11 protein-coding genes, 1 tRNA gene and 2 pseudogenes are annotated in these 14,108 nt (G+C 52.4%); 7 read left to right on the top strand and 7 right to left on the bottom strand.

The window, feature by feature from the left end; translation table 11 throughout:
- Window positions 1-28: 28 nt before the first annotated feature.
- The 3 genes from pgsA to DFS28_RS11220 all read left to right on the top strand — a co-directional run bounded on the left by pgsA (window position 29) and on the right by DFS28_RS11220 (window position 1,252).
- A complete protein-coding gene (pgsA, locus tag DFS28_RS11230) occupies window positions 29-589 on the top strand; it encodes a CDP-diacylglycerol--glycerol-3-phosphate 3-phosphatidyltransferase (RefSeq protein ID WP_008150904.1) in 561 nt (186 codons plus the stop codon).
- A gap of 62 nt (window positions 590-651) precedes the next feature.
- Window positions 652-727, top strand: a tRNA-Gly gene (locus DFS28_RS11225).
- 225 nt (window positions 728-952) lie between these two features.
- Window positions 953-1,252 carry an Arm DNA-binding domain-containing protein gene (locus DFS28_RS11220; RefSeq protein WP_111449797.1) on the top strand — a complete coding sequence of 100 codons (300 nt, stop codon included), beginning with the start codon at window positions 953-955 and terminating at the stop codon, window positions 1,250-1,252.
- Between the two features lie 207 nt (window positions 1,253-1,459).
- Here DFS28_RS11220 and DFS28_RS11215 read toward each other — a convergent pair whose 3' ends face one another.
- The 3 genes and pseudogenes from DFS28_RS11215 to DFS28_RS30825 form a co-directional block, all read right to left on the bottom strand.
- Window positions 1,460-1,816 (bottom strand): type II toxin-antitoxin system RelE/ParE family toxin, encoded by a 357-nt coding sequence (locus tag DFS28_RS11215; RefSeq protein ID WP_111449796.1) that lies wholly within the window; start codon window positions 1,814-1,816, stop codon window positions 1,460-1,462.
- 2 nt (window positions 1,817-1,818) lie between these two features.
- A complete protein-coding gene (locus tag DFS28_RS11210) occupies window positions 1,819-2,109 on the bottom strand; it encodes a type II toxin-antitoxin system ParD family antitoxin (RefSeq protein ID WP_111449795.1) in 291 nt (96 codons plus the stop codon).
- Between the two features lie 217 nt (window positions 2,110-2,326).
- Window positions 2,327-2,524 (bottom strand): annotated as a pseudogene (locus DFS28_RS30825) (hypothetical protein); the annotation flags it as partial.
- A 325-nt stretch (window positions 2,525-2,849) separates the two neighbouring features.
- Between DFS28_RS30825 and DFS28_RS11200 the strand changes: the two are divergent.
- From DFS28_RS11200 to DFS28_RS11185, 4 genes are all read left to right on the top strand, one after another.
- Window positions 2,850-3,707, top strand: coding sequence for an HNH endonuclease (locus tag DFS28_RS11200; protein WP_111449794.1), 858 nt, complete (start codon window positions 2,850-2,852; stop codon window positions 3,705-3,707).
- A gap of 322 nt (window positions 3,708-4,029) precedes the next feature.
- Window positions 4,030-4,743 carry a hypothetical protein gene (locus tag DFS28_RS11195; protein WP_111449793.1) on the top strand — a complete coding sequence of 238 codons (714 nt, stop codon included), beginning with the start codon at window positions 4,030-4,032 and terminating at the stop codon, window positions 4,741-4,743.
- 286 nt (window positions 4,744-5,029) lie between these two features.
- On the top strand, window positions 5,030-6,070 hold the full coding sequence (locus tag DFS28_RS11190) for a hypothetical protein (RefSeq protein WP_111449792.1): 1,041 nt from the start codon (window positions 5,030-5,032) through the stop codon (window positions 6,068-6,070).
- Between the two features lie 17 nt (window positions 6,071-6,087).
- Window positions 6,088-6,324 carry a hypothetical protein gene (locus DFS28_RS11185; protein ID WP_111449791.1) on the top strand — a complete coding sequence of 79 codons (237 nt, stop codon included), beginning with the start codon at window positions 6,088-6,090 and terminating at the stop codon, window positions 6,322-6,324.
- A 123-nt stretch (window positions 6,325-6,447) separates the two neighbouring features.
- On the opposite strand, the gene DFS28_RS11180 is transcribed toward DFS28_RS11185, so the two are convergent.
- From DFS28_RS11180 to DFS28_RS11165, 4 genes and pseudogenes are all read right to left on the bottom strand, one after another.
- Window positions 6,448-8,721, bottom strand: a complete 2,274-nt coding sequence (locus DFS28_RS11180) for a hypothetical protein (protein WP_111449790.1) — start codon at window positions 8,719-8,721, stop codon at window positions 6,448-6,450.
- Between the two features lie 120 nt (window positions 8,722-8,841).
- Window positions 8,842-11,946, bottom strand: coding sequence for an AAA family ATPase (locus DFS28_RS11175; RefSeq protein WP_111449789.1), 3,105 nt, complete (start codon window positions 11,944-11,946; stop codon window positions 8,842-8,844).
- Window positions 11,943-13,760 carry a hypothetical protein gene (locus DFS28_RS11170; protein WP_218281364.1) on the bottom strand — a complete coding sequence of 606 codons (1,818 nt, stop codon included), beginning with the start codon at window positions 13,758-13,760 and terminating at the stop codon, window positions 11,943-11,945. Before DFS28_RS11170 ends, DFS28_RS11175 begins: the two co-directional genes overlap by 4 nt.
- Window positions 13,761-13,824: 64 nt before the next feature.
- Window positions 13,825-14,101 (bottom strand): annotated as a pseudogene (locus DFS28_RS11165) (transposase); the annotation flags it as partial.
- Window positions 14,102-14,108 lie beyond the last annotated feature (7 nt).

The following is a 14,108-nucleotide window of genomic DNA, read 5'->3' as shown; positions in this document are numbered from 1 at the left end:
CCCCCTCACCTCGTAGCCAGTTGTGCCGATGAATATCCCTAATCTGATTACCGTACTACGCGTCCTGCTCATTCCGATCTTCATTTTACTGTTCTACCTGCCGTATCAATGGAGCTACCTGGCGTCCGCCTCGGTGTTCGCATTTGCCGCCGCCACAGACTGGCTGGATGGGTATCTGGCCCGCCGACTGGAACAAAGCACACCGTTCGGGGCTTTCCTCGATCCTGTGGCTGACAAGCTGATGGTCGCTGTTGCGCTGGTATTGCTGGTGCAAGAACATGGCAACCTGTGGCTCACACTGCCGGCCGCCGTGATCATCGGTCGCGAGATTGTCGTCTCGGCACTTCGCGAATGGATGGCGGAACTCGGCGCCCGCGCTCACGTAGCCGTGTCGAACCTGGGCAAATGGAAGACCGCCGCGCAAATGCTGGCGCTGGTGATCCTGTTGGCCAATCCGTCGGATTTCACGTTCTGGGTGCTGCTGGGTTATGCCTTGCTGCTGATATCCGCGGGCCTGACGTTGTGGTCAATGGTCCAGTATTTGCGGGCTGCCTGGCCGCATCTGAAGACCGACGTGGAAAAGAAATAAACTTTTTTGAATCAAGGGGTTGACGGGGCTTCTGGATTCTATAGAATGCGCCTCACCAAGACGCGGGAATAGCTCAGTTGGTAGAGCACGACCTTGCCAAGGTCGGGGTCGCGAGTTCGAGTCTCGTTTCCCGCTCCAATTATTGTTCTACAGGCTTCTATTGAAGTCTGCAGAAACTGAAAAAAGAGGCTTCGGCCTCTTTTTTCGTTCCAGTAAGTTCTACTCGAAAGCACTACCATCCACGTTTTTTTAGTACATCGTTTAGTACATTAATCCGGAGCTTGGTAGATCATTTTTTCGTGGGACTCGCCTTTCTGGAAACCGTACAAATCTCCTCTATTCAAACGAGACGGAGATTGTACGATGGCCCTCACCGATACTGCAGTCCGGCACGCCAAACCCCGTGCCAAGGACTACACCCTCCCTGACTACAACGGCCTCGCTCTTTTCGTGAATACGAAAGGCGCCAAGTGCTGGCACTTCCGCTTTTCCTGGGCAGATAAGCAACCGCGTGTTTCTCTCGGTACCTATCCTGAAATTAGCTTACGAGATGCTCGCGCTCTGCGTGATGTTGCGAGGGCACTGGTCGCTCGGGGCATCGATCCGCGTGTCCATCGGCAGCTGGAGCGTAATGCTAGGCGCCTGGTCACGGAAAACGCCTAAGAAGCGGTTGTTCAGCATTGAAAGTGGACGCAAAGTTGAGCATCGTGTTTCTGGTCGTGGGTCTCGATAGTCCGGTCGGACCCAGAACCTCCCGCTTCAATTGGCCGCCGAGTCGGCTGGCAGCGAGGGCGCTCAGGTTGCGATGTAGAGGCGGGCGCCTTACCTTCGCTGTTCATGGTCAGTTAAGCCGTTGGGCCAGGTCGGTGATCAGTCATTAGGCAAATGCAACTGCACTTCCATGGAGTCATGAAGGAGTCGGATGACCTCGATCACGTCGCCGTCTGCCACACGATAGAACACGATATGGCGCGGACTTTTGACCGTCCCATGGGGGTGTTTGGCCTGTTGGCGTGAATAGATGAGGTGATAACTGCGAAGGCCCGGTGCAAGCTCATCGCGGTCGTGGCTGCCAACCCGATAAGGCGCGCCGGCAATCGCTTGCAGCGCCGCGAGGATCAGCGCCTGGTAGCGCTGGCGTGCTTGATCGCCGAACTGCGTCTGGGAGAGCCGGAGGATGTCGACAATGTCGGCGCGCGCCGCGTTGGAAATCCGATACTGCGGCATGCTCAGTGTTTCTCTCTCGCGGGGAGGGTCGCCTCCTGGCTCAAGCCTTCGAGGTAGTGCTCCAGATCCCCTTCGTTCAACTGAGTAAAGCGACCGTGCTCAAGGTCCATGATGCCGATCGAGGTCGCCTGACGCAGGGCCTCAATTTTGGCGGTGTCTTCGGCGACGCGTTGTTCCAATAGACGCAAACCTTCTCGCATCACTTCGCTGGCATTCTGATAACGGCCGGACTGAACCAGGTCCTGGATAACCTGTTCCTGGTGAGGGGTGAGCACAACGTTTCGCGTCGCCATAATGAACTCCAGATCTGGGCAAACAGATTCTTTCGACCATTGGCATATTATGCCATTTTGCCCGCGAGCACATAGTTTGGGATTTGTATCTGACAAACTGTGTCGTACGTGGCCATCCTTCGCGCCGAACAGCGCGTGCTGGCCCCGACTGCATGCACACAAAGTCCAAAAAGGTTGTTGCAGGCGGGACGTCGGGGGCAACTTGATCAGTGTGGGCCCTCAGCTTGGTCAAGCCCTGCTTGATGTGTCCGGCGTTCTCACCGATCGTATGAAGCGCGCCGCGGACATTGTCGCCAGTATCAGTCGCACCTTGGCGCTCAACCCTCAAGGTCTACTCCATCACGGCCGCTTCTAAGGCGAGCTGGTTTTGGTACAGCCGTTCGAGGACATCAGGTAGTGAATATTCAGTGGACATCGTTTCGACTCCAATCGAGGAATCGAAAGCGTAGCCGCGGGGGAGGGCTTACAACAAAAGGCCCGCCAGGGTGTTTGTACGATTTAGCAAAGGAGACTTGGGGCAGGTGACTACAATCGGCCAAAGCAGCCAACCGAATAAGATCCTAAGGCAGGCCCTGAATATTTGCCCCGCTCTTGATCTGCACATGGATCAAACCGCCGAAAAAGGTGTTTCCATAAGCGCCGTTCTTGCGCCCGATCCTCGTTTACCTTAAGGGTAACAGCTTGCACCGAGTCGCAAGCCTGAACCGATTTACACTTTTCTTGGGGAGTGGAAAGTACAGATGGGCAGTAAGAAATACCTCAACAAGACCTGCGTTTACTGTGGAAAGCCCGGTTCGTCGACCACTGGTGACCACGTCATTGCGCGTGAATTTTTCCCTAAGGACGATCGCCACAACCTGCCCCAAGTGCCAGCTTGTGTGCCATGCAACAACGCTAAGGCAGCCCTAGAACATTACGTTCTTGCGGTATTACCGTTGGGGGGCAGGCATGATGGCGCAGCTATTGCCATTTCCGATCAGGTAGGGCCGCGGCTGGCTAAGAATCAGAAGCTGGCCAAGAGCATTGCTGAGGCGCAGCGGTCATTTTTTGTGCTGGATGCAGCTCGTACATGGCATTCAGGGACGATCACCCCATTCGATGTGACCATGTTGCTGAAACTGGCTAGCCTCATTGCCCAGGGACTTGCTTGGCACCATTGGCAGATCCTGCTCGCGCCCGATTCGCTTACCGACGCGAGACGTATGACCAGCGAAGGCGCCAAGTACTTTAGAGGTCAAATGGCGGGGCCTGCACATGGAGAACAGGTGAAGGTCACCTTGGGCAAGGATGTCTTTCGATACCACGGGGCGTATCAACGAACTAACCCGAAGAAAATCATTTGGGAGATGACATTTTTCGGCGGTGTTGAAGTCGGACCTCTTGTTGCAAGTGGCGAGTCAGCTCGCACTGTTTTCGCCGTATCGAGCGACGAAAAAATCTGGTTTGAGCAAATCGCTCAATGGAATGCGAAAAATTCAGCAGATGAAGCGAACAACGAAAATTCAGACATCAAGTGTGCAGCAGTTTGGTCACCGGAAGTACCACTGGCAGGGCTCAGCTTACAGACTGGCCCCGATGACACTGAGGCCATTCCTTAGTCGACACCATTAGCGCGGTGATCCTGCCGAATTGGCCAAGGCCAAATCACAAGCGCGCCAGGACGAGATTATGCCTCATACGAACAGCTCCGTTCCCGTAGTCCGCAGTTAACGGAGATGCAGATCTCGCACAAGCGTCCGGGCGCAGCTGCCGATCACGACCGGCAGAAGTCGGCCAGCGGGCGGGCGCCCAGCCTTAGAGCTCCTTCGGCGATAGTGGTCATCCAGATATGTCTACAAAACCAAAGGCAATTCAGTTATCCGGTGCTTGCCGTACAATTGATGAGGCGCGTGATGAGATTAAACTACGGATAAGTGCACAATGAAAAAGAAAAAGCTCAACCCTCTAGCTCTGTTTCCTCCAAAGCTCGATTGGCTTGGCAATGAGCACGGGTGCCCTCCCTTCGACGTGCTAAATTCGATGCTATATGAAGCTGTAGCGGCGCAGCCCAGCAACGTCGAAAGGTCGCAGATTATCGGTAAGCTGATGCTAATTGGGCGTACCTACTCTGCCTCTGTGGAACGCAGAAAAACCAAGGGCCACGTCAAGGATGAGCGGCAGGCGCTGGAGGTCATCATCGCGGCCGCCGAAGCAATTGCCGCATCAAAGTGTTCGGTGATGCTAGATGCTATCGAGGTGGATGAGCGTCTCACCCTTGAGCGCTTACCGGAAGCTGTCGCGATTCATCTCGAGCTTTGTGGTGCCCTGGCGACGGCGAACAATCGTGAGAACAGCAGCCTTGCGTCGAAGTACTTGCATTTTCATCGGCCCGCTTTTTTCCCGATTGTGGACTCTTATGTTCGTGAGGGTTGGTCTTGGGTTATGGACGAACTGAACGAAAGCTACAAAGGCTGGCGTGGGTTTGGCAAGGTAGATCGCTATCAGGGTTGGTGCATACGTGTTCTGGCACTACGTGATTCAATGGAAGAAAGTACTAGGACGTCGGTCAGTTTAAGAGAGGTCGATAACTATCTGCTGTCGATAATGTCGCAGGATGGGCAGGGCGGATGGGGGTTGCCGCGTTTGCCTGGTTGACTTGAGTCTAGCGCGGAGCTTAAGAGTCAAACCAAGGCGGAACTTTCCAAATAATTGATAAATTTATATGGGCAGTCCGCCACTCCGAGCGCGGGCAAGTGATGATAATATTGATTCGCCAAAGTCGGATGTGGCCTAAAGGGTAGCGGCCTACGTACAGCGAAAAGAGGGCTGATTTATTTTCTGTAAAGTAGATCGCTCCCTTCTTTCGATGTTTTGAATGTGAATGAGTATTGTGAGCTGCTAAGGTTGATTGCTTGTTTTTTATGTTGTAAAAGGATTTAACATGTCAGATTTTCCTTCAGTTCTCCATTATTCAACTGGCTTTCCACTGGTTATTGGCTTGCATCATGTTGAAAATTACAAAAAAATAAAAGTGTCTGATGAAGGCGCAAAGCTGACTGTGCTAACAAAGTCAGGCTATGAGGTCACAGGTTTTGGAGTTGTGCACGGCTATCATCATTATTTCATAACTACTCGCCCGCGGTGTATGTTTGATAAGGATAGTTTCTATTGGGATGCTATGAATAGTCGCGGGTATGGGAATCTCGAGTTCGAGGTTGGATATAAAAAATATAGGAAGGTCCCGTTTCAGCTGTTGCTGGATGGCAGTTCACCCTATCCATTTCCTCAGAAAGAGGGGCTGGATAGTGCTAAAGATATAATTCACGCGGAAATTCAAGAGTCTGAATTCGGATTTCCAAATCGAGTGGTTCTGAAAACAAAGAGTGGTGTGTTTGGTTTTTTTCTTGAGCCTGATTTTTTACATTATATTTCTGTGGATGACCAGGAGTTTCCTAATATTTTGGACTTCAAGGTCGAGTATATAGGTATCTCTACTGGGGAAACAGGGAATCGTGATTTTGGCGATCGTCTTTGGAATCATGAGAAAGTAAGAGAGGTTTCTGGGATAATTCAAAGAGATTCGCCTAATTTACAGGTTTATGTTTTTGGGTTTAGCGCTAAATATGTTGTAGAGCCAAGGCCTGGTGGGTTTATTCACAATAGCGGAATTCTTGAAGCGAAGATTGGAAAACACAATGCTGCCAAAGTTTTGGAGGCAGGCTTGATTAAATATTTTCAGCCTCGATATAATGATGAGTTCAAGAGTTTTTTGGATGAGGAACATCCATCTTGGTTGGAAACGATCAGGGAAATTCTAGTTCCATCTTGGGAGAGAGGGAATAGGCCTGCGTTTTTGTCGATTACGGTTGCGTCAGACGGTAGGTTTAATACTGCAGGGGCATGGACGTTTGGACGATTTTATACGGAACACCTGGCACCTGTAGATACCACCTCCTTCCTACTGGACTTGGGGTGTAAATAAACGGCCCCGTGATAGGGGTGCGTTATTTACGCGAAACTCTCTACGACCAACAGGGGCGTATCACCGACAGCCGCCTGTATTACACCGGTGCGGAAAGCAGCACCGATATTTCCGCACGCCTGGGCTGGGACCGTGACAACCACAAAGGTAGCCTCGGCCTGCAGGCCGATACCTATGGCACGGTGATAGATAATGCCGATTTGTGCCTGGCGCCGAAGCGACGGATATCGCCGTACACAGGGGGCTGGTCGTGACTGGATGACGGGCTATTTCAGCCCAGGTTGCGGGAGCTTCGCTGAGTTGTTTGGCGGTTCCTTAGGGATGTGGGGGAGAAAGGGTGATATTTTCTTAGCATGCGCACAGCCTTTTTTACATCGTCATTCATCACTTTCATCGATGTCGTCAAAAATACTTCTCGTACCGTGTTTTTTTTCAGAAGGTTCCAAAGCCCCGAGAACTCGTGGACTTACTTTCGGCTCGGGAATCTCCGTTTCCGCAATCCAATCATTCGCTAGAGCAGTTTCTTGTTCAATGATCTTGATTGCCTCATCGTCGTCGGCAAATCGTTTTTTGAGCGTGCTAAACGATTCGAAAAGATCCTGCATATGCTCATCTGGTGGCTTGGCCGGGTCATGATTGCTTTGCGCATTTCTCCTCACATCTGCCAACTTGGGTAGAAGATCCGTTCGGACCGCCCTCACAAGCTCCTCGTGCTCATTTTCTGTGAAAACTTCCCGCATGCTGGAATCATTCAGTGCGAGAACGTCGTCACCCTCGATGGCGTAGTTGCTGACAGCTTCAACAAACTTCCTGCGGCTTTCCTCGGGCAGTAGGCCAAGTGCATGCAGACGTACCACGAGATCGACCTCGGGAGAAAAGCTGAGACTTAGACCTGGTTCTGCTATGCGCTTCAGTGTCTCAGGGTCTTGTCCGAGATACAGAGCAAGGAACTCTTTTGAGCAGCGATTAGCAAGAAATCGATAAAGAGTGCGTCGGGCCATCCATGAGGAGAGCCACTGCACTTTGTATTTTTCACTGGTAGAGAATTCGCGTAGCCGATTGATCATCAGTGAGAACAGCGACTTGGGGACAACAACCGCCTTTTCCACCCCGACGTTACCGCAAGTGACTTGGGATGTAAGATTTTCCGCAGAGCTGCCACTCAAAAAAATCCCAAGCAAGTCTGGACTGAAAGACAGCGTCGCGGCATAAGCGTCGCCGATGGTCGGGTGTTTGAAGCGCCACACCAGTTGGTCGTCAATGAGCGCCTGTGCCACAAGGCTGCCGTTGAGGGCGTCTAGCGCCGCGATGCACTCTCCTAATGTGCTGCTGAGCCTTTCCAGCGCCTGTGATTCCGCTCCCTGCAACGTGATTGGGCTTTCGAGAAAGTCTTTCCTCATGTAAATCAGACCCAGCGCGGCCTTACTCTTCATGTCCAGTCCCTGGATCACCTCAAGCAGAAGTTGCTCGCGCTTCTCTACAAACTGCACCAAGTGGTATTCGTTCACATAAAGATTTTTAGTAAACAACGGATCTGAAATGCGCCTTGCTGTTTCCGGTATGAAGCGAGGGTGTGACGCTACGTGTTCTAGATGCTGTTTGATGTCTGAGCGAAAGACTGAAGGCTGCTTACCTAGCTTTAGATGGTTGTACAAGATCTGTTGTTTTTCGTCATCGGACAAATCGTGAACGTCGATCACAACCTGGCTTTCACTGAGAAGGGGAAAGGCGCTTTCTTTGAGCTCCTGACGGGCACGATTGTAGATATAATCCCGTGAGGTCATGACGATCTTGGCTCCACGACGCAGCATAGCTTTCACCTGCGGGAGAGAATGGTTCCAGCCATGCACCAGCGGTGGTTCGTATTGAGTCACGCCAAATGCGTCATCGATCCAGAAAAATTGTGAGGGCTCATCCACATTCCAGCGTTCCACGACCTTTGCTGGGTCGGCTAGTTTGAGCACCTGAGATTTCCACATATCGGCAGCAGCCATCGCCAGCATGGAGGCGATGGTCGTTTTGCCAGCAGCAGGTTCGCCGATGAGCAACACGAATCCATGTTCGTCGAGCGCGCGCACGGCCTTTCTGTATGAGTCTGTGATAACGACCTTGGCTAAATCTTCCCGCAGAGACTCTAGAACAGCTCGAGCCTGCGCGTAGGCTCGCTCATCCAGGATCTGGCTTAGATCCCCCAATCCGTATACGCGGGGAACGAGCATACGAAGTCTAGTGCTTTCTTTGATTTGATCTTCGATCCAAGGGCGGCCGCAGATGAGAACATGTTTCACTCCGGCATCGATCAACTCCGATGTAATCTGCTCATCTTGTTTCCCGCTTATCCCAGCATTCGTCATCAAGACATAGACATCGCATAGCCCACCTGATACGAGCTTGCGCACCTTGGGTATTTCCCCCGCTAGGTCGGATTTGGTGAGGCGATCTCCAGCTTTGCTTAAGAACTTGCATTGGATGACAAATTTCCCACTGAAACACTGGCCCGGTGCAACCGTCCAATTCCCAGCGAAAGCACCATCGCGCCCTGCATCATTCGAATCCAGAAAAGTCTGCACTGTCTGCCCTAACACTTCACGGGCTATGGTGAGGCAAAGTTGCTGAAAACTGTTCCATCCAAGACGGTGCAAATCGTACATGCATAAACCTCAAAAACGTGTGCGCGTTTGGCGGGTTCCGTCAGTTGGAGTGCCGACTAAAACCGTGCGCCGAGGCCGGGGTTGCTCAGCGGTGGGCGAGGTAATCCGGCGAACCGCCTGTTAGCGAGCTAGGACAATTTTTTTGAATCGCTCGCTCCCCAAAAACTCGAACTTTCGTTGGAACAATGCGGCGAGCCGAGCGTCGGCCGTGGCGAAGAAAATCTGCTTGCGCGTACTCACTGCGAGATCGCGCAGATAGTCTAGAAATGACAATGCGTTGAGGTCATCAATGTGTGCGATGGGATCATCGATAAGCAATACCGGCGGGGCGGAATCTGCGCTGCGGTTCATCGCCAAGAATATCGATAGCGCCAATGCCGCACGTTGCCCCGTACTCACTTGAGCAGCGCCGTGGGTGCGAAGACCATCGCGCGTAATAAGAAGGTGGTCGCCGTGAAAGTCTCCTAGCGTGTATTCCGCGGGAGAATGAATCCTGGAGAAAATTTCGCTGACGTGCCCTCGTATCGATTCGAGAGCTTCTTGGGTCGCTTTTTCAAGAGAGTGCATTTCCACAATCTCCGACAGCACATCAATAGCTTTTGTGAGATTTTCTTTGCGATCTGACGCCGCGCTGAGCTGTGCGGTGCTCTCTTGAAGCTCTTCGGCCCTGGCGTTTAGCTCGGAACGCGCATTTATCTCAGATTTCTCCGCATGTTGGGCGCGGTCAAAGGCGTTAATGGTGTCATCGATTGCCTGCAAAATAGGCTCTAATGGTTGATCATCTGCCAAGGTAATTACCCGAGAAGCTTCACCGAGAAAATCCAAGACTGTGTCGTGCGTCCCCATCGCTCGTTGGATCGTAATGTCCATGTCCTTCGGAGAGGCGCCATCCGCAGGTAGCCCTACAGAGAGAGCAATTGCGTTCACCTCGGAGTTCGTAACCGCCAAAGACTCACGAGCTTCAGATGCGGCTTTGTCTGCCGCCTCTGCATCTTTACGTATTGCTGCTATACGTGAGTTCACCACCTGCAGATTTGAAAGGTCTTCCTCGGCTCCCAGCAATTTGAAAGCTGCCGCCTCTGCGTTGGGGTAGCCAGCCCAGTCTGCACCATACTGACCGAGCGAATGCGTCGCTGATTCCAATCTTTCCAGCTCGGACATTGCGTCGATGAGCTCTCGGTGTTTTAAAATCAATCGTTGATGAGTTTCGCGAACAGTTGCTGAATTCTTTACATCATTTGCCTCGGCGAAGCGTTGAAGTACTTGCAGGGTAGCTAGTGCATCACGCTCTCGTTGCGCGCGATCTCTGGCTACCTGTGCAGCCTGATGAAGCCCATTGCTCAGGCCCGCATTGTCCGTCGCGGTGAGTGCCTCAATTTTGTGCAGCAGTTCCCCGTCTAGGTGAGGCGTCGCGCAAACAGGGCAATGCAGTGTGTCGCCCGTACGATCGATTATTGCCTGCGCAAGCCCTCGCAGATCAGAGCGAAGTGCAGTCAATGATTGGCCGATTCGCTCCTGTTGCGCCAGGCTGTCTGAAGCTGACTTCTCTTGCTGCTCAGCAAGCGCGAGGCTTTCCGAGGCGATTTGGAAGGCTGCGGATAGCCCACGAATAGCGTACTCAGCAGGAACCTCATGGACATCGTCGAGAGATATTCCTGAGAGGGCGATCCGCGCATTAGAAGTCGCAAGCTTGGCTTGCTCAATCGATTTGGCAAGAGCTGGCGCATCCGCTTCGCAGTATATCGACCATACCCCCAAGTCAGACAGCATTGGCTGAAAGGCCTCTATCTGCGCTTCATGCTCACGAAGCTCCTGCCGCTTACTCGTGTCAGCCTCTACCAGGTTCCGAATCTTATCGAGCGCAGCCAACAGCGACTGCGCTTGCTGGCGTAGCATTGTGATTTTCGCAGGCGTGCCTTGCGCTAAAGCGATAGCTTGGCGTAACCCGCGTGAAAGCGATTCAAGACGAGATCGGTCGGAAGGTGCGAGTGCTTCATTGCCGCCGTCCTGAGCCCAGGAGCAGCCGAGTTCGTGCAAACTTGCACGATATGATTTTCTGAAAGCGGTCGTCTCAGTTGGTGAATCTTGCAGCCGCTTGACCTCATTACCGAGCAATTCAGTCTGCTTTTGGAGCGAGGGAATGCGCTCGCTGAAGCTCGTACGCTTTGACATGGCGTCGTCACGAAGCTTGCAGAGATCGGTCCATAGCGATGAGGTTTCGGCCCCGACCAGCAATAGACTCAGATCCTTCTTAAGCTGGTCCGGTGTTGATTCGCCCGAAAGTCGGAATGCGGCATCAGTATCTAGGAAGTTGAACCGGGTGAATGACTGGCTGATTGCTCCAGCGTTTTGGTTCGACTGTCCGTACCATGCAAGATTGCGTGCCCTTATGATTGCAGGCACAGCCGTGCTTTTTACAGTTACTACTTCACCGGCTGGGGTGAAGACATCGGCTTCGATGTTCTCAAACGTTGCTTCACGATCATGGCGAACACGTCCGCAGTACAGGGCTTCTATGGACTCGAGTAATGAAGTTTTGCCTACTCCGTTTGGGCCGAATATCAGGTTCACATCGCCAAACTGAAACTGCTTATCAGTGAGGGCTGCCCGAAATTTTCCTACCCGAAAACTACGAAGCAGACCGGTACTCAGCGGGTCAGACAGGGGATTAGGAAGCGCACGCGCTACCGGGACGGTGTCGACGGCAAAGGCTTCTCCCGTGCCTATCAGTTCTATTAATTGGGTTCGAGGGCGCTTCTCTAACAAGATACTGAGCGCTGCAGTTCGTAAAATTTCTTCCCATTGGACACTGGCGTCGGTAGCGACTTGCGCGCTGTGCTTCCGAATCGAGACGTCCTCAAAACGCTCTAAAAGATCCTCTTCAGTAAGGACAAATTTTCTCGCAAAATGCCTATCCCCCTCAATACGCGCCTTCGCTTTCAAAAAGCTTTCATCGTTCTGAGAGTCGGGGCCTGCCCAAAAATACAGATAGCTGTTCCAGCGCTGGTCGCCATCGGCTGTGAAGAATTCACTTCCCAGTAACCCTTCTTGAAATTTCGCCAGGTTCGCTGCCCGTTGGATAATGTTATCCGATAGGTCTATATAGGCCGTAGCGAAGGTTTTACCCTGGTAGATACGTTCCCCACGAAAAATGTTGTTACCCAAATCTTGAACCCGGGTGAGCTTTTCCGTGATCGTGCGACGCAAAGCGGCTGAATCAATCATAAGGCGTCCGTGGTGTCGAGCGGAGTAACGGCAAGGAAATCGGTCTTGTCTTCTGCTGGATCATCAAAGCGGGTCAGTGCATCAATGCCTGCAAATTTGACTTGCCCAAATTCTCGGTACGCTATGCACAGCCTCTTTTGATGCTGCCCGCCTTCTCGTCGTAGCAAATCGTAGAGTTTGTCCGCAATGTTTTCTATGTGGCGAGGCTGAGGTGACTCTCCTAGATATGCGATGAGAGTTGGTTGGTTGTCCGCGGTCAGCACGTTGAAGTTCGGATTGGAGTCATCCCACTGCAGAGTAGATGCGGCATCCACTCCGCGAACCTGAGGAGGCCATTCAATCCTGTTCAAAATTTCATGATGGATCTGAGCTGCAGTATTGAGCCGCTGATGACGAAAATCTTGGCCCTCGCGATCTTGAGCAACAGTTAATCTACGTACCACCTCGTCTGGTCCCATCCTGCAAGAATCAATCTCTTTGAGTGCCCGCCAATTTGATTGGCCGGTTATCTGGCCAGCGCTTAATGCCAATACTCGTTCAATGGCTAAGGGATTGTGAGCTGCAATAATGTGCTGCAGAGCTATTTGCGTCGGCGGGCTGGCAGCAACCAGGGCTGCAAACCCCGCCTCGGGTGCGCCTGCTATCACCCATGTATCATCAGCAGCATCCCAAACGTATCGCTGGACTGCAGTGGGGCCATTTCTATTGGCCATGACTGCGATGCCGACCGTTAATACTTTCGGTACCCGTAGCTCGAACACCGCTTCGTCATAGTGAAAAATAAGAGCATGGCGTCGCTCTGTCATATAGGCATAGTAAAGACCTAGATTATGATTCGGCATGACCACTGCATCGTCGGAGGAACAATCTTCCGCAGAGCAGTACCAGGTCGATGCGGCGATGTTCCTCCATGGGTAAGGAGGGGTTCCGGGGGCGCCATGTTGGACGATGGACTGCGCCCAGTTCAGGCAGACGATATGGCAATTGCTGGATCGCGGATCCGTATTGAATGTTGTCGTTCGATAGTGACGGTATGCTGTGTTCCGCGGACTTGGATTGAGTTGGATATGAATCAGTGTTGAGCGATCATTGAAGTCCGCTAGCCAATCATCCCCGACAGCGAAGGCGTCAGAGCATATGATTACAGCAGCCGAAAGACGTCTACTACGCCCGTGAAACCGATAGATCTGGGTGCCCCGACGCAACCACCGCTCCTCCAGAAATAATTCGTCTCTCGACGGAAACGTCTTGAACTGGACCAGCGCAACTAATTGGGATGAGCCGTCTTGATGCTTGGCCTGAAACATAAGCACCACAGGGTCAAAGAGATCGCGATCCTGGGCTAAATCTTCCATTGGTTCGTGAATGACCAAGCAATGAGCGCTAACGGTCTGCGTAAACCGCTCAAGTGTTTCTTCAGTAATACTTTCGCATCCCAGAACCCAGAGCGCATCTGCAGCTGGCGCAATGCCGGTTGTTATTGCTTCGCTCAACGCCACCCATGGCATGAAATATTCAGGTGTTATCGCAAGATGCGCGCCTCTGTCGCGAGCTAATGTCAAGAACGATAGACTTTTAGCGATCGCTGTAGACACATCTAGGCTGCCAATGCGCTGCTCTGACGCAAAAATTGGGCCGCTGGGTTGCAATAGCAGAGATGTATAGCTTGTCTCTGTCGGCCGAAGCATTTCCAGATCCGGTTCAAGAAGGCCGAAGGGAAGGAGGGCTGATGATACGTCTCGCGTCGGCATATTATTTTTATCTTCCGTGAGGAGTCCCAACAATAGCTGCAAATGTTGGCTTTGGGGAGTCATCCAGTTGAGTCACTTTTAAGCGCCTGCCCAACACACCTTGCGTGGTTAAACGGGCGCCCACGTGTTAATAGCTCGTAATCTCACACGCCCGCTGCGTCGGACAACATGTTAGAACGCTCCTTCAAGTAGGCATGCGGATCATGCCTATTAAGCCTTGCCGACCGGATCAACCTCAGGATCGCAGCCGCACGGCCGCCGCTGCGCAACGAGCCTGTGAACAGCCAGTTCGAGCGCCCAAGTGCCCATATCCGGATTTGGTTTTCCACCCAATTGTTGTTGATAGGTACCGCGTCTTCGCCAGGATAGCGCGCCAACGCCATCCAGCGTTTAAGGCTGTAACCAAAACCT

Source organism: Pseudomonas sp. 478 (assembly GCF_003254125.1).
Lineage (GTDB): Bacteria > Pseudomonadota > Gammaproteobacteria > Pseudomonadales > Pseudomonadaceae > Aquipseudomonas.
This window is presented reverse-complemented; position numbering and strand designations above follow the sequence as displayed.

Excerpts from the sequence above, each read along its gene's own strand:
- pgsA (WP_008150904.1), top strand. The coding sequence starts at position 29 with ATGAATATCCCTAATCTGATTACCGTACTACGCGTCCTGCTCATTCCG.
- DFS28_RS11210 (WP_111449795.1), bottom strand. The coding sequence starts at position 2,109 with ATGGCGACGCGAAACGTTGTGCTCACCCCTCACCAGGAACAGGTTATC.
- DFS28_RS11175 (WP_111449789.1), bottom strand. The coding sequence starts at position 11,946 with ATGATTGATTCAGCCGCTTTGCGTCGCACGATCACGGAAAAGCTCACC.
- DFS28_RS11170 (WP_218281364.1), bottom strand. The coding sequence starts at position 13,760 with ATGACTCCCCAAAGCCAACATTTGCAGCTATTGTTGGGACTCCTCACG.
- DFS28_RS11180 (WP_111449790.1), bottom strand. The coding sequence starts at position 8,721 with ATGTACGATTTGCACCGTCTTGGATGGAACAGTTTTCAGCAACTTTGC.
- DFS28_RS11215 (WP_111449796.1), bottom strand. The coding sequence starts at position 1,816 with ATGCCGCAGTATCGGATTTCCAACGCGGCGCGCGCCGACATTGTCGAC.
- DFS28_RS11195 (WP_111449793.1), top strand. The coding sequence starts at position 4,030 with ATGAAAAAGAAAAAGCTCAACCCTCTAGCTCTGTTTCCTCCAAAGCTC.
- DFS28_RS11190 (WP_111449792.1), top strand. The coding sequence starts at position 5,030 with ATGTCAGATTTTCCTTCAGTTCTCCATTATTCAACTGGCTTTCCACTG.
- DFS28_RS11220 (WP_111449797.1), top strand. The coding sequence starts at position 953 with ATGGCCCTCACCGATACTGCAGTCCGGCACGCCAAACCCCGTGCCAAG.
- DFS28_RS11200 (WP_111449794.1), top strand. The coding sequence starts at position 2,850 with ATGGGCAGTAAGAAATACCTCAACAAGACCTGCGTTTACTGTGGAAAG.